Raw genomic sequence first — 15,064 nt, forward strand, 5'->3', positions numbered from 1 at the left:
GACAACTTAATCACTGCGGAGAATAGAAGATTGCACAATTGCTTGTGCATCTAATACCAGCAATATTTCTTCTTGTTGCACAACGCATCCACGCAAATAAGGAACTAAACTAGATGCTACTTGTCCAATGGGAGAATGAATATCATCAAGCATAACTTTAGTTGTCCCTTTAATTTCTTGAACAACTAAACCTAAAAGCAGTGATTCTACCTTAATTACGATGACATTATATTGTTGTCTTCGCGTATCTATAGCTTCTAAATTGAGCATTCGCGGTAAATCAATAGCCCAAATTATCCGACTCCGCCAATTCATTAATCCTAAGATACATCCAGCCATATTCGGCATCGGAGTAATAGCTTCTACAGGCAAAATCACAGCTTCTTGAGTGTGATTCATTGCCAACATAGCGGCAGTTTGTTGATTTAGCTGAAACTTCAGATAACCATCTTTGAGATGATTTTGCTGAGGTTTTTCAGCAAGTATAGCGTTAGAATTGTTCATTGATTTAAATCACCACTGATTTAATAGCTCTTAATAATTGTTCTCGTGTGTATGGCTTGGTAATATAGGCATCAGCACCTTGTTTCATCGCCCATAATCTATCAATTTCTAGATTTTTTGAACTACAAATAACTATGGGTAATTTTTGAGTTGCTGGATTTTTTTTCAGTGAACGGCATAACTCAAAACCACTCATTCCTGGCATAACAACATCAGTCACAATTGCATCAGGATTTTGCAAAAGAGCTTGTTCTAAAGCTTCTTTTGCACCACTAGCCTTGATGACGTTGTAACCACTTTCTTTGAGATAATGGCTCATAAGTTCTAATTCGCTGGGCGAATCTTCAACAATTAAAATTGTGCCAACCAAAGTCAGATTCACTCCTAATTCTCCTTTTGTGGGAAAGACAGTATTATTTAATATGCTTAAACACAATTTTTAGTAATTCTGATTGAGTAAAAGGCTTGGTCAAATAGCCAGATGATCTGACCATTTTGGCTTTAGCTCTATCAATAAATCCTGTCCTACCAGTCACCATAATAATAGGTGTATGTTTAAAGGCTGAGTGCCTTCGTAATAATGAACAAAGTTCATAACCATCTAGGTTTGGCATTTCTACATCTAGCAAAATCAAGTCAGGTTTACTGCGGAGAATCTGCATTAACGCCTTAACTGGATCATTAATTGTCACTACCGAAAAAGTGTTTTCATCTAAAAATAGCTTGATGGAATTTAACACAGTTTGACTATCATCAATGCAAGCAACTGTATATAAACTATTTTTTTCTAATTGCTTGGCATATTTCTGATTATTATTTTCACCAGAATTATTTTTGTTTAATGTCTTGCCATTAGATAATGAATTAATGGACGGTAAGACTGGAGAACCCTTCGCAACATTAACTGGTGATTGGATATGATAACGATTTCGTAATTGTCTTTGACAATATTCCACTAGTAAACGCAAGTCTAACTGGCAGAATTTTGGTAGTTCGTTCCATGAAGTGTCAGGATAAAATTCGTAGGTTCCTTCTTTTAAAATTAAAAATGACTCCAGCACCTCTTTAGCTAATTCGTCTACTAAGGTAGCTGCTTGCATAGAACTGATGTAACGCTGCTCTACTAACCAACAAATAGCTTGGTAGTCTGGATATGGTATGGACAGATTTTCACTGGCTGGTTCAAACATCAGCCGCATCTGGACACGAGTCGCGCTATTGAGTGTAGGGATATTGAGACTCAAACGCCGTAACTGATTATCCAGTCGCTCAAATACCTTATCAGATGAAGAAGCATAAGTAAGTTTACCTTCTTCGAGATGGATTGACCATGAGGTTGATCCAGTAAATACACGTAAGCATCCCGTAGCACGCCGACTAGTTAGCTGTGCTAATAAAGATAGTGGATGTAGTTTTTGGATTAACCGATGACTACTCATAGGAATTAGATTTTGCATTTACTTCAGCTAAGTTCAAGACGTGTCATATCAACTCGTACGTGTTTTAGTTACCATGCTCAAAAAAACTAAGTTTTTTGCGTAAAATATACTACAAGTACTTAGGATAAATTTTGGGGCATTAGTAACTTGATGCTATTGATTTTTGATGTTTACACCTTTTTTATATAGGTAATTAAAAGTTAAATTAATTACCGTCGTTAAAATTGATCAGCATCAGGAGAAGTAACTTCACAAACAGTAAAAATTAAAACAATCTCCTTGTCTTTAATCAACTTTTAGCTAAACGAATTTCAAAGAATACTGCTAAATTAGCAAAATTTAACTAGATTTTTCTCAGTAGTTACACTTAAAAAACCTCAGCTTTGCTTAAACCAGATATAATGTAATGTTTAGTTAAGTAAGATTACCGGAAATTCACATAAATTCGTTAGATGCCATTCCTTCTAGCCTCTATTAGTGCAATTGTCCATATAGTTCCCACGGAAAGCACAAATATGAGTCTTCTTAATGAAACTTCAACAGTTTCTTGACTGGACTATTTTACTAACAGGTACAATGATGCGGCAAAATGTAAGTATTTCAAGAGTTTTTCGTAAATTTTGCCAGTATTACTTATATAAAATTTTTGGGTGATTTTTTTAAGTGCATTAATTATAGATAGATTGAGGCTGGAGGCGATCGCTAGTTTAACCTGTGTATTTATAATCTTAAGTACATCCAACACTCTTTTGCATAGTTGTGGAAATATACTTGCATTAAGTTGACCCACAAATACGATAAGAATTAGTAATAATGCAATACTCCAAAAGTGTACAAAAAAAGGCTCGGTTTACCCAAGCCTTTATGTATACCAAGCATTTACTACACCAAGCTTAATTTATCCGAAGTCATCCTTTAGCTCATCTCTCTAAAGGATGTATACAAATGATTTAATAACTGATATGAACAGAGCTACAAATAATATTTTTAATTTTGAGACAATCTATAAATAAAAATATATAGCAATCCTAAATCATTGATGAATTTTTTTATTCTTTTTACTATCCTTCTTCGTCTTCTTTGCCAGTTACTTTACGGGAGGTTCGTTAAAAAGAAGATTTTTCACAACTTAGATAGGATAGTTATATAGAACTCATATTTGATTTCTGAAAAGAACTCCATACACTTTTATTCCTTCTTATCTGTTCCCCGTTACCTGTTCTTTATTCCCTTCCTAAGTAAATCATTTCAGGAATCAAAGCAGATTCCTATATGTCCAAAATTATCAAGGTAAAATTTATATACTTTTTAGTTACAAAAAAGGTTTGGCTCATGACCAAACCTTAAGAATTGCTGTGCTTAACAACGTACTAAATTAATTTATTACTTTCTACTCAGGTACTTCATCTATCTTTAGGGTGTAGCCAAATACTATGCAATTGATATAACTACAAAAAAGTAAGGATAGAGAGAGTTTGGTACAGTTAAAAAAACTATTATAAGCAATTTATATTATTAATTTTAGATATCAAAACTATGCACCAATAGAGCTAATTTTAGTTGATTAAAATTTTGTCACTAGTTTTATTGTCTAAAAAATATGAAAAAGGCTTGGACAATGGCCAAGCCTATAAATACCAGGTGTTTACCATATCTAGATAATTTATCCCCTCACTAGACATAGGTCATCTTCCTTTTAGTTGTGTACAAAAAATCTAAACTATGATATGTATTACTCTTCATTAAAGATACAAATTAGACTGATAAAGATGAAGTCTTTTTAATAAGGATATAATTAATTGATTCTACCTCTAGTAGGAGACAACACTAAACTAGTGTATAAAAATATTTTAAATAAAAAACAATCTATCCGAAATCGTTAATCAGTCCTTTCAGCTTTTCTAAATCAAATAATTATTGCTATATATTTAATTTTTCAGATTAATGAAAAAAACCCTGGCTTTACTTCCAGGGTGGATACACGTTTTTCAGGCATTATGAGACCGAATATTAACCTTGAAAATAATTCATTTCACCTATCTGGCGAGGGATAGAAAAACTTTAGATAACAATCTAGTGTATTAGATTTAGCTATAGATGATAAAATATATCTTGCGATCGCGAGTTGAGTAGAGCCGTTAGTTTTTTACAAAACCATAAGTTATAAAAAAGGTTTAGCTGAGTGCTAAACCTCTGTAGAAAGCAGTTATTTGACACACCAGAATAAATTTAGGCTGAGTTCAATATTGAGGCATCTTCCTATAGTATGTACCCAAAAGTTTGCTAATGTGATAAGGCTTTTATCAGTTATTCTGGCTGCACAATTTTGCTGATTTCTTCAACCCAATGCTGACGGTCAGAATGCTCTAAGTTTAAAATTTCTGCTAAACTCCAATGGAAATTAAACGCAATACAGGCTACCTCCTCATGTAGTAAATCTGAGGGGTAGCCTATGATTCCCCCGATAAAGCTAACTCCACTTGAAAATTAGTCTGACATTGGGGACACTGTACTGGAATTTCTGCATCACCTTGCTGATTAATTCGATTATAAAACTCTCGCAAATAAGCCAAATCTCGTGAAAAAAGATTTTCTAGTAAATCAGGAGTTATTGTTGTTAAATCGCCCAAACGAGTGATTACTTGTGATAACATGGCGATCGCAGCATAAGCTGTATTTTCCTGAGCAGCCCTATTTTTCTGCACAATTATTTCATCCTTGGCTGTCGCTAAACGCATCACACCTTGGCGATGCAAATTTCCGTCAGCATCTAATAAACCTCTCGGAAGGGTAAAGTTAAATTCTGTCTGTATATTACTCATTTGTTATTTTCCTCTACACCCCTACTCCCCTCTCTCTACTTCTTCTAACTCATTAATTTGGCGATAAAAATTTTGTAAATAGCTTAAATCACAAGCAAAAAAATTTTCTACAACTGCGGGTGTTACCTCATCTAATGCACCTAAATGAGTAATCACGCGAGATAAAATTATCACCGTCGCATAAGCTGGATTTGATTTTACACGAGGGTCACGTAATGGCACAATTTCGTCCATCGCCCTTGATAAACGCATCACACCTTTACGGTGTAAATTACCGTCTGCATCTAGATACCCTTTCGGTAAAGTAAATTCAAAATCAGTTTGTAACATCCTATGCTACTTTTACTCGTTTTAATTCTTCTACAACTACTTCTATTTCTTCAATTTCATGTTCGCTACCTGCTGCATTCACATCATTAATTTTATAACTAGCAGGCCAGGCATTTTTAAATTCTAATCTAAATTTTTCTTCAGCAGCTTGATTGTAAATTACTAAAGAACCGTCGCGTCTTTCATCACCCCATTTACTTTCTTGCACAGCCGCTAACCAATTCCACATAGTCATAGAGATAGTTAAACCACGGCGTAAAACTATATTGGAATAAGATATATTTCCTGGAATTTTAGTGCGGACAATTCTACCACTAGTATTGCCATTTTTACCCCAGGTTTGCGGCGTAACTTCGGCAACTTCTATGACTTGCTGATTAATTTTAAAACCTTGGCATTCCATAAAATAGCCATCTACTGGTTCTTGGCTACCAGTAAGTTTTAATTCTAAATAAAAACGGCTATTCGTGAGAATTTCAGGAAAGTCTGTCACAGTGTTAACCTCATAACAATTATGCTCAGAAAAAAGTATGAAGAGTAAAAGTTGTTAACCTTACAGTCATGATGACATCTTAAATTAAGGCGAAAGTTTTTATCTAGTAAGGTAAACTTTCATACTTCATACTTCAGACTTCATAATTTAGACTTCTACTTACTTTTTACGTTCAAAGTAGGTGAAGCCTACGGTTACTGTTTCTGTAAGTAAATCACCAGAACCTGCTGAAAAATCACTGGTTGCGTAACTAGTAGGAAAAACATCTGTGAACTCGTACTGAACTTTTTCTTGTTCACCATCGTAGATAGAAATTTTCCCTAATTTGCGATTTTTACGTCCCTCAGCTTTACCACCAGAAAGAGCTTCAGCATGGCATTTGTTATACCAATCTAGCAATTGTTTAGATTCGGCAGTTGCTACACATTCAATAGTAATTTCAGAACATTCTACACCACCAATTGTGGCTTGTGTTTGAGTTTTGCCATCTTTGGTTACACCAATGGGTGAATCTCCACCAGCAACTGTCATTTTCATTTGCATCCCACTAATTTTTTGAATCAAAATCTCAGTGAGTCCATCGGCTTCCCAATAAAACTTGGCGTTAGAAATAAACTCTGGCATAAATTAAATCTCCAAAAAATGGTTTCAGTATGGTTTGTATGAATCAGACAAATTTTAGAGTTAAACTCATGTCTTTCTGTTCATATTTTCGCAGGTTAATGTATAAGTCTCTTCGATATAATCACTACCATTTACATCTAAATCACCAATTTTATATTGAGAAGGCCAAGCTTCTTTTAGCTCCCAACGCATTACCTCTTTACCATCAGTATCGTAGGCAGTAATAGAACCTGTTTTTTTACTTTCTGCCCATTTTCCTTCACCCTTTTCAGTTTTTGGCATACACTTTTTAAACCACTCATACATTTTCTTACTGGTGCTATCACTATCACCACTCATGAGGGTTGTTACTTCGATTGTAAATAATCCTTCAAAACCAGCAGAGTTAATTTGTCGAATAGTAGTTCCACCTTTAGTAGACATTAAAGGTTTATCTTGACCTTTGACTTTGGCTTCAAATTTAACCCCGCCAACTTTGCTAAAGGCCATATCAGTCATGCCATCAATTTCAAAATAAAAATTACTGGCGGCAATTGGTTTTAATTCAGGCATATTTTTAGCTCCTTGATTTTGGTAAATTTATATACTTACAAGGTATAGCTATTACCCTGTAAGTATGTTGAATTTAATTTAAATTTCTGGATATTAGTTATTTCGGAAACTTTAAATCCAAAATCTAAAATCCAAAATCCAAAATTGTTTATTGGTTAGGCGACCATTGACTAAAGCGGAAGATGACAAATTCCGCCGGACGTACAGGACAGACACCAACTTCGATATACAACCGACCCAACATCATGGTTTCGTGGGTGTTAATGCTGGAGTCACACTTAACGTAAAAAGCCTCCGCAGCCGAAGCACCAAACAAAGCACCTTCGCGCCATAGTCTTTCTAAGAAATTACTCACGGTGCGGGTGACACGCGCCCATAAATCTTGGTCGTTGGGTTCAAATACTACCCACTGAGTACCAAGTTCTACTGATTTCTCGATATAACTCATCAAGCGGCGGACGCTGATGTAGCGCCATTGCACGTTATCTGGTTCTACCAAAGTGCGAGCGCCCCAAATGCGGATACCACGGTTGGGGAAGGTACGAATACAGTTAATACCCAAGGGGTTAAGTAATTCTTGTTCGCGCAGGTTGGTTTCGTAAGCTAGACCAATTACACCTCTAGGTGTGTCGTTGGCGGGTGCTTTGTACACACCACGAGTTTCATCAGTCCGACACCAAACACCCAACATGTGACCAGCGGGAGGAATCAAAATCGGTCTACCACCGTTACGGGGGTTGGGGACTTTAATCCAAGGATAGTAGAGGGCGGCAAATTGCGATCGCCGATTAAATGCACTCAACCACTGAGCAATATGCTGAGGCTTCACCTGGGTGGGCGGTACAGGCGCACCACCACCTTTACACGGAGGCGGATCTAACACTACCATCCGGTTGGGGGCAGTATTTTCACACATACTGACCATTGCTTCCATGATGCCGTGGACTTGATCTAAATCCAAGATGCCGTTTTGATAAGCCCGCATCAAATCAGGGAAAGTAATCATGGTAACTTCGTCAATTTCAAAGATACCTTGCATCCCGGTGCGATCGTCCCGGACACCTTGCACATCTCTGGGGAAACGGTCAGGAGTAGAAACGACTGGTGGCGGACTGACTTCGTAAGTACCATTTGCAGGACGACGAGATAAAGGTTGTCCTGGTGTTTCTAAGTCAGCGACAGTCACAAACTGCGACTCTTGCAAAGCTGTCACCGCATAAGCACCTAGCTGTGCTTCAACTTGAGGGTTCATGGAAAGATTGTCGTATTCTTCCAGAATTTCCCCATTGCGGCTAATAATAACTTTGAAAAATTCACCAGTATTTGCAGGTGGTTCAGCTTCTGGGCTTTCTGGTGGACGCGGTTGACTTTCAGTCACAGAAACATTAATTCTGCCTTCTGCACCGCTATCATCGTCACCTTCAGCAGGCTTCAGAGCAAAGCTTAAAGATGGACGGTTCCCGGTAGTACGCAGTTTTAAAGCAGTTTCTTCTGGTGGTGGTGGCTGAGAACCAGGAAGTTTTGTGCCGATACTGGCTACCCAACACCGTCCCCCACCGTTGAGAAACCAACCATTTACCGCAAAGGGTAAATAAGCATCAAAATCGGTGAAACCGTCCGAACCTTGTTTAGCATAGTATTCTAGATACTCGTTCCACGATGTCACCAACATCGGTTTAAATAATTCCGCATCACCGCGGACATCTTCTGTAAAACCGATAAAACCAGCGATATTTGTACTCACCCCTTCTATTGGGCGACTACCTCGGTCTACTTCTTCAACGTAGACACCAGGTGCAAAATAATCTAATCTTGGCATAACACTTGGTTTTCCTATTTTTTAAGTCTGAAGTATAAAGTATGAAATTTCAGACTTCAGCCTTCATACTTCAGACTTTTTGTGTTGGTTTTGAACAATCTACCGACCTTGATTCAGTGACAGAGTAACTGTCCAAGTTCAGGGGAATTGTTAATGTCACATACAAAGCTGGACGTAATGGTACTCCTAGGGCATTCCACAAAGCCGCAGCGTCCAAAGGATGAATAGCAGAAACGGTCATTGCTAATTCGCCATGACCGCGCAGTGCTGGAGCTAGTACTTCCTCTCGTAATGAGTGATGATGCAACAGTAGTATTAATGCCTCAGATAAGAGACGCTGTTCACCCAAACTGGTAAAATCCCAGGCACTCACCAAAAATGAGATATCAAACCACCTCGGTGTTAATAAGACTAATTTCCTTTTGTCTGCTGGTTGCTGACAATTGGACTGTTGTTTTTCAACACTTTCTTGAATGTTATAACAGTATAAATTCAGCCTAGGGTTGATATTCTGTTCCACACCAGGGTGGTTGAAATCAATTTGTTCTGTACTGAGCAGGGAAATCCCGCCAGCTAAAATTTTTGCTAAAGTCTGGGTAGCAGCTGGGATCATAAGACACAACAGCAGGGTGACGGAAATGCTCCCTTAATCAGTCTGGCGGGTGTATTTTTACCGCCAGCATGAATCTATGGAGGTTGAAGCGTCCTTACCAGATTTCCTAATGCAGGCAGCAGAAAGTGACTACTTTGCTACCTAACTTACGGAAGGCAGAGGGCTGACAGCACAAAATAAACCTTTAAATCAGGCTTTTTTGTTAGTTGATTTGCCACTATTGGGCTAACTCTTTCTAGCTTAGGGATCTAGTTGGCTGGCGGTTATTAGACTTTGGTCGATATTGTAAAATTATTGTTTTAAATTCCCCAAATTCCCAAGGGGTAGAGTAAGCTAATCTCGTCCGTATTTATACAGTTAGAAGCATAATTTCTCCAAGTACAAAATATTTGAAATTGAGTAGCATTCATCATGCTTCTTAGCTATTAGAGTGTTTCGGAGTGTAAAACAGGATGAGGGTGGCTACACAAAAATTAACCTCTCAATTTCCGCTACCTTTGTTGGGAAACAATTCAGAGAGTAAGCTGCCAGAGTCAGATTTTAACCAAATTTGTCAGTTAATTATTCAACAATTAACTGCCTTATTGCCGACTGTGGCTATCTGGACTGTTTATCACGATTTGGCAAAGGGAAAACGTCATTTAGTGGCTGAATATCTCTCAGAAAATTTATGTTCTGTGCAAGTTACACCAGCTTGTTTGCCAAGCTACTTTGTTTCTGGACAGTCCAACTTAGATTTTACATCTTTGCAAGCAGAAACTTGGTGGAGAGAAGATTTTCCCGTTCTCAAAATTACGGAATTAGCCGCATCGGATTTTTATCATAGCTATGTTTGTCGAATTAGCAAACAAAGTGTGACAACAGCCGAATATTTATTGATCTGTACTAGTAATTTGCTATCAGATGAACAGCAAAATTTACTGTTGAATAATGCTCAATTATTGAGTAATTATTTGGCTATGTATAGAGAGCGATCGCACCAACAACAAGAAATTGCGGCTTTATCTCAAGCTCTCGGACAAGCAGAACATCAATTGCGGAATCCTTTAGCATTGATTAATCTCTATGCAGAAAATCTCCGCTTGGCATTACCACAAGGTGATTTACAAGAACAAGCCTGCTTAATTCGGCAAACTGTAGATGAACTCAGCGCTAAATTAACCGATTTACTTTACCGTGGTCAACAGGCAAATCTAAACTTTAAAAAACACAATTTGCAAACAATTATTGGTGAATGTATTAAAAATTTACAACATTTGTTAAAAGAAAAAGAATTAAAGATTAATTATCCTGAAAAACCTGTGTATGTGACAGTAGATAACTGGCAGATGAAACAGGTGTTTGATAACTTATTATCCAATGCAATTTATTTTAGTCCTCGTGGCGGGACAATAACTTGCAATTGGTACGCCTACAGTAATGAAGTGCTAATTGAGATTTGCGATCGCGGTTCCGGAATTGTACCAGAGGAATTGAAGCAAATATTTAAGCCTTATTATTCTCGCCGTTTAGGTGGGACAGGTTTAGGACTAGCGATCGCCCAAAAAATTATCCTGGCACATCAAGGTAATTTATGGGCAGAAAATCTGCCCGAAGGGGGCGCACAATTTTCCTTTACATTACCGTATAAAAGGCAAAAGTAAAAAGGTAAAAGTAAAAAGAAATAAGACTTAGACTGCAAGCTTTTCAAAGTTATTAGATAGTCTGCTGATTCAAACTGCCAAAATTCAGACTTCAAACTTCTGAATTCTCTTAATATATACCAGGTAAACTACCATGAATACAAAAAAAGAGGTCATCTCTGTTCTGCTCGTCGATGATGAACCACATTTTCGTAAAGGTATACGCACCTTATTAAACTTTTATACAACTAGTAGTAGTTTGGGATTAAATGTGATTGGAGAAGCCGCATCTGTTGAGCAAGCGGTAAAATTAACGGCGGAACAACATCCCACTTTAATATTACTAGATTTAGAATTACCCCCAGACGATGGCATTATGGCGCTGCAACGTTTAGGGGAATTATCTTATAACGGCAAAGTATTAATTTTGTCGGCTCATCAACAAGATGAATGGATATTTCGTGCTATGCAAGCAGGTGCTTGTGGTTATGTATTTAAAGACCAATTAGCAACTCAATTGTGTGAAGCGATTACAACTGTGATTAATAATCAAGTTTATTTACCGCCGGATGTAGCAACGGCATTTTTTAGATTGTTTCACTACTACACAGGAAAATCATTAAACTCTAGTCATAGTTGTATTCATCTGACTGAAAGAGAACAAGAAGTTTTAAATTGGTTAGTTCAAGGCGCTTCTAATGAACAAATTGCAGGGAATCTCTATATTACAGTCGCCACAGTCAAAGCGCACTTAACAGCTATTTTTGATAAATTAAGTGTCACCAGTCGTACTCAAGCAATTGTCAAAGCTTTAAAACTTGGTTTAGTTTGTCCATAAAAGAGTCAAGAGTCCAAAGTCAAAAGTCAAAACATATTGACTATTAACTATTAACTATTGACCATTGACCAATAACAAATGAGTAACTATTTAGCCATCGCCACTATCACCGCAACTTTGCAAAGAACATTGCAAGCCAACGTCCAAGTAGACGTAGATGGTGCGCGTGTGACAACCGTTAGACCAGATCGCCTGAATAATGCTACACCAGAAGCAGGAGTGAACATCTATCTTTACGATGTTTTGCTGAATAGTGCTTGGCGCAGTGCTGATTTAAGACAACGCCATTCCGAAGAGAAATATATTAAGCGATCGCAAACAGGTTTAGATTTGTACTACTTGATCACCTGCTACGGTAACGATGTGGAATTGGAACCGCAGCGCCTCATGGGTAGTATTATCCGTACCCTCAATAGCAAATCGATTCTCACCCAAGATATGATTCGGGAAACCGTAGCCGATTCCACTTTCACATTTTTAGCGGATTCTAACCTAGCTGAACAAGTGGAAACGATTACAATTTCTCCCGTTGATATGAATATCGAAGAAATTTCCAAAATATGGACGGTATTTTTTCAAACACCATACTCATTGTCATTAGGTTATAAAGCCAGTGTTATCTTAATCGATAGCGGCGAAATTCCCAAAAAACCCTTACCTGTCCGCAATATTCAGCGTCATGTTACACCATATCAACCTGCGATCGCTCACATCAAGGTAGCCGAAGAACTAGCCAAACTCTGGAAAACCCAAAGCACCGCAAATCCATTAATTCTCGCCAGCAGTACTTTATTAATTCAAGGGAACAACTTAAACGCAGAGATTACTCAAGTCCGCCTTGGTGAAGTGACACTAACACCTCAAACTGTGACCGAAAAGCAAATTACTTTGGATCTTTCTCGCATACCTACAGAATCATTACGGGCTGGTGTTCAGAGTTTACAGGTAATTCATCCCCAACAGCGGGTTAACTCCAATATTGTGCCGATATTACTGCGCCCCACCATTCAAGAAGTTACTGTATCTAATTTACATGGCAGAGGTAACGACCTACGATCGGCTGATGTCAATGTTACAGTTAACTTCACCATAGATAAAATACAACAAGTCACTTTAGTATTAACAGAACTTTCCTTAACCCAATTTAGCGGATATTCCTACGAACAAACCAAGCATCGCCGCAACAATAGCAACTCTATTACCTTTGCGATTACTGATTGTTTACCTGGAAACTATTTAGTTCGCCTAGTTGTTGATGGTGCAGAAAGTTTACTCTCAGTTGATACAGATCCTCATAGTCCCACTTATGAAAGTTATATCGGGCCTGTAGTAGCGATCGCTTGACTCTTGCAATATCCTCTGAAAAAACTCTGCGTTTCTCCATGTTAAAAAATACATTGAGATACTCAACTCATCAAAATTATGGCAAATAAATTATTAACTCAGAACTATGAATGGCAAACAGCTAACTATAATTACTTAATCAATGCACTAGATATCGTTCGCCAGGCTTTACTAGCTGAAGAAGCTAAAGAAAACCGCAATCATTATTTTTCTCACCTCTCCCCGCCAGCCCTTGACACTCTTTGCCAAATTTTTGGTTTATCAGAATTTGAGCGTCACGTTTTGTTACTCTGCGTTGGGATGGAATTAGATGCTAACTGGGGTTTTTTATGTGCCAATGCTCAAGGTAGTTTAGGAAAACCCTATCCAACCTTTATGTTAGCCAAAGCCAGCTTACCGCAACCTCATTGGAATGCTTTTATACCAACTGCACCGTTACGAAAGTGGCAGTTAATCCAACTTGAAGAAGGTTCTACGCTGAATCTGAGTCATTTGCGAGTTGATGAACGGATTTTTCATTATTTGCTGGGCTTGGATCACTTGGATGAAAGATTACAGAGTATTGTGCAACCTGTGGTAATTCCACATAGCGAAATTGTCCCCTCTCATCAGCAGTTAGCCGAACAATTAGCCACAACGTGGAGCGAAACAGAAACAGTATTGCCAATTATTCAGTTATGTGGAGATGAAATAGCCAGCAAAAAAGCGATCGCCGCTAAAGCTTGCAAGTTACTCAACCTTAATTTACACCTGATGTCGGCTGGAGCAATTACTAATTTGCGTCAGAACGAGATGAACGACTTGTTGCGTCTGTGGGAAAGAGAATCGATGCTCACCAATAGCGTCTTGCTATTAGATTGTGATGAAGTAGATTATACAGAGCCAGCCAAAGAAAATGCGATCGCGCGTTTGATCGCCAGTATTACTAGTCCCTTAATTATTACTAGTTTGGAAAGAAAGCGATCGCTCCAACGTCCCCTCATTGCGATCGAAGTTCACAAACCCAATACCACAGAACAACGGATAATCTGGCAAAATGCTTTAGGCGAAGCAGCCACCACCCTCAACGGCCATGTAGACACCCTAGTTTCCCACTTCAGCCTCAACGCCTCTACCATTCAAACAGTTTGTGCAGAAGCCAAAGGCAAGTTAAAAGTTAAAAAGCAAAAGGCAAAAGAAGTAGAAGAACTCAGCACTCTTTTATGGGATACTTGCCGTTTTCAAGCGCGATCGCGTCTGGATGAATTAGCCCAACCAATGGAAACTAGTGCAACTTGGGATGATTTAGTCTTACCAGAAGCACAACGCCAAGTATTACGTGATATTACTGCCCATGTGCGCCAACGGACAAAAGTCTATGAAAAATGGGGATTTGGCAACAAAGGCGGACGGGGTTTAGGTATCAGCGCCTTATTTGCTGGTGCTAGTGGTACTGGTAAGACAATGGCCGCAGAAGTAATTGCCCATGAATTGCGTTTAGATTTATACCGCATAGATTTAAGTCAGGTGGTGAGTAAGTACATTGGCGAAACCGAGAAGAACTTGCGCCGGGTATTTGATGCAGCCGAAGCAGGCGGCGCAATTCTATTATTTGATGAAGCCGATGCTTTATTTGGTAAGCGCAGCGAAGTTAAAGACAGCCACGATCGCCATGCCAACATTGAAGTAGGTTACTTACTCCAACGGATGGAATCTTACCGAGGTTTAGCAATTCTCACCACCAACTTAAAAGCTTCCTTAGATCAGGCATTTTTGCGCCGGATTCGGTTTGTTGTGCAGTTTCCCTTCCCGGATATCACCCAGCGCACCGAGATTTGGCAACGCGTTTTTCCCCGTCAAACACCTACTCAAGATTTAGATGCGAGTAAGTTAGCCAAATTAAATGTATCTGGCGGTAATATTCGCAACATTGCCCTCAATGCCGCCTTTTTAGCTGCCGATACCGGAGACGCGGTAGAGATGAAACATATTTTACAAGCAGCTAAGAGTGAGTACACCAAGCTAGAACGACAGTTAACCGATGCTGAAGTCAAAGGCTGGGTTTGACACTGTGAATAGTGGTGG

The 15,064-nt window shown here is 38.5% G+C and carries 15 protein-coding genes; 4 read left to right on the plus strand and 11 right to left on the minus strand.

The genetic code is table 11. The annotated features are described in order from the left end of the window. Window positions 1-6: 6 nt before the first annotated feature. From AC504W_RS03095 to AC504W_RS03145, 11 genes are all read right to left on the minus strand, one after another. Window positions 7-504 carry a chemotaxis protein CheW gene (locus tag AC504W_RS03095; protein ID WP_103125493.1) on the minus strand — a complete coding sequence of 166 codons (498 nt, stop codon included), beginning with the start codon at window positions 502-504 and terminating at the stop codon, window positions 7-9. Window positions 505-508: 4 nt separating this feature from the next. Next, window positions 509-886 (minus strand): response regulator, encoded by a 378-nt coding sequence (locus AC504W_RS03100; protein ID WP_494876198.1) that lies wholly within the window; start codon window positions 884-886, stop codon window positions 509-511. A gap of 31 nt (window positions 887-917) precedes the next feature. Next, the gene (locus AC504W_RS03105) at window positions 918-1,961 is read right to left on the minus strand and encodes a response regulator (RefSeq protein WP_096583973.1); all 1,044 of its coding nucleotides are present in this window, start codon (window positions 1,959-1,961) and stop codon (window positions 918-920) included. 2,289 nt (window positions 1,962-4,250) lie between these two features. After that, window positions 4,251-4,409, minus strand: a complete 159-nt coding sequence (locus AC504W_RS03110; RefSeq protein WP_494878543.1) for a DUF6760 family protein — start codon at window positions 4,407-4,409, stop codon at window positions 4,251-4,253. Continuing rightward, window positions 4,394-4,765, minus strand: coding sequence for a phage tail assembly protein (locus AC504W_RS03115; RefSeq protein WP_494876200.1), 372 nt, complete (start codon window positions 4,763-4,765; stop codon window positions 4,394-4,396). The genes AC504W_RS03110 and AC504W_RS03115 overlap by 16 nt, the downstream gene beginning before the upstream one ends. A gap of 21 nt (window positions 4,766-4,786) precedes the next feature. Continuing rightward, window positions 4,787-5,095 (minus strand): hypothetical protein, encoded by a 309-nt coding sequence (locus tag AC504W_RS03120; protein WP_494876202.1) that lies wholly within the window; start codon window positions 5,093-5,095, stop codon window positions 4,787-4,789. 1 nt (window position 5,096) lies between these two features. Beyond that, window positions 5,097-5,588, minus strand: coding sequence for a phage tail protein (locus tag AC504W_RS03125; protein ID WP_096583965.1), 492 nt, complete (start codon window positions 5,586-5,588; stop codon window positions 5,097-5,099). Window positions 5,589-5,747: 159 nt separating this feature from the next. Beyond that, complete coding sequence (locus AC504W_RS03130; protein ID WP_096583963.1) at window positions 5,748-6,212, minus strand: phage tail protein; 465 nt, start codon at window positions 6,210-6,212, stop codon at window positions 5,748-5,750. Between the two features lie 66 nt (window positions 6,213-6,278). After that, the gene (locus AC504W_RS03135) at window positions 6,279-6,764 is read right to left on the minus strand and encodes a phage tail protein (RefSeq protein ID WP_096583961.1); all 486 of its coding nucleotides are present in this window, start codon (window positions 6,762-6,764) and stop codon (window positions 6,279-6,281) included. Between the two features lie 148 nt (window positions 6,765-6,912). Next, entirely contained in the window at window positions 6,913-8,583 is a 1,671-nt protein-coding gene (locus tag AC504W_RS03140) for a phage tail sheath family protein (RefSeq protein ID WP_494876205.1), read from the minus strand. Between the two features lie 70 nt (window positions 8,584-8,653). Next, window positions 8,654-9,196, minus strand: a complete 543-nt coding sequence (locus AC504W_RS03145) for a Pvc16 family protein (RefSeq protein WP_096583957.1) — start codon at window positions 9,194-9,196, stop codon at window positions 8,654-8,656. Window positions 9,197-9,648: 452 nt separating this feature from the next. Here AC504W_RS03145 and AC504W_RS03150 point away from each other — a divergent pair, with 452 nt between their 5' ends. The 4 genes from AC504W_RS03150 (at window position 9,649) to AC504W_RS03165 (ending at window position 15,046) form a co-directional block, all read left to right on the plus strand. Next, entirely contained in the window at window positions 9,649-10,839 is a 1,191-nt protein-coding gene (locus tag AC504W_RS03150; protein ID WP_494876206.1) for a sensor histidine kinase, read from the plus strand. Window positions 10,840-10,972: 133 nt separating this feature from the next. Next, window positions 10,973-11,656, plus strand: a complete 684-nt coding sequence (locus tag AC504W_RS03155) for a response regulator (protein WP_494876207.1) — start codon at window positions 10,973-10,975, stop codon at window positions 11,654-11,656. Window positions 11,657-11,734: 78 nt separating this feature from the next. Then, the gene (locus AC504W_RS03160) at window positions 11,735-13,000 is read left to right on the plus strand and encodes a Pvc16 family protein (RefSeq protein ID WP_494876209.1); all 1,266 of its coding nucleotides are present in this window, start codon (window positions 11,735-11,737) and stop codon (window positions 12,998-13,000) included. 78 nt (window positions 13,001-13,078) lie between these two features. Then, window positions 13,079-15,046, plus strand: coding sequence for an ATP-binding protein (locus AC504W_RS03165; RefSeq protein WP_494876210.1), 1,968 nt, complete (start codon window positions 13,079-13,081; stop codon window positions 15,044-15,046). Window positions 15,047-15,064: the final 18 nt, after the last annotated feature.

The organism is Nostoc sp. C96 (assembly GCF_059384975.1).

What these genes read in the sequence shown, in the direction of transcription:
- AC504W_RS03095 (WP_103125493.1), bottom strand. Translation starts at nt 504, where the DNA reads ATGAACAATTCTAACGCTATACTTGCTGAAAAACCTCAGCAAAATCAT.
- AC504W_RS03105 (WP_096583973.1), bottom strand. Translation starts at nt 1,961, where the DNA reads ATGCAAAATCTAATTCCTATGAGTAGTCATCGGTTAATCCAAAAACTA.
- AC504W_RS03115 (WP_494876200.1), bottom strand. Translation starts at nt 4,765, where the DNA reads ATGAGTAATATACAGACAGAATTTAACTTTACCCTTCCGAGAGGTTTA.
- AC504W_RS03120 (WP_494876202.1), bottom strand. Translation starts at nt 5,095, where the DNA reads ATGTTACAAACTGATTTTGAATTTACTTTACCGAAAGGGTATCTAGAT.
- AC504W_RS03130 (WP_096583963.1), bottom strand. Translation starts at nt 6,212, where the DNA reads ATGCCAGAGTTTATTTCTAACGCCAAGTTTTATTGGGAAGCCGATGGA.
- AC504W_RS03135 (WP_096583961.1), bottom strand. Translation starts at nt 6,764, where the DNA reads ATGCCTGAATTAAAACCAATTGCCGCCAGTAATTTTTATTTTGAAATT.
- AC504W_RS03140 (WP_494876205.1), bottom strand. Translation starts at nt 8,583, where the DNA reads ATGCCAAGATTAGATTATTTTGCACCTGGTGTCTACGTTGAAGAAGTA.
- AC504W_RS03145 (WP_096583957.1), bottom strand. Translation starts at nt 9,196, where the DNA reads ATGATCCCAGCTGCTACCCAGACTTTAGCAAAAATTTTAGCTGGCGGG.
- AC504W_RS03150 (WP_494876206.1), top strand. Translation starts at nt 9,649, where the DNA reads ATGAGGGTGGCTACACAAAAATTAACCTCTCAATTTCCGCTACCTTTG.
- AC504W_RS03155 (WP_494876207.1), top strand. Translation starts at nt 10,973, where the DNA reads ATGAATACAAAAAAAGAGGTCATCTCTGTTCTGCTCGTCGATGATGAA.
- AC504W_RS03160 (WP_494876209.1), top strand. Translation starts at nt 11,735, where the DNA reads ATGAGTAACTATTTAGCCATCGCCACTATCACCGCAACTTTGCAAAGA.
- AC504W_RS03165 (WP_494876210.1), top strand. Translation starts at nt 13,079, where the DNA reads ATGGCAAATAAATTATTAACTCAGAACTATGAATGGCAAACAGCTAAC.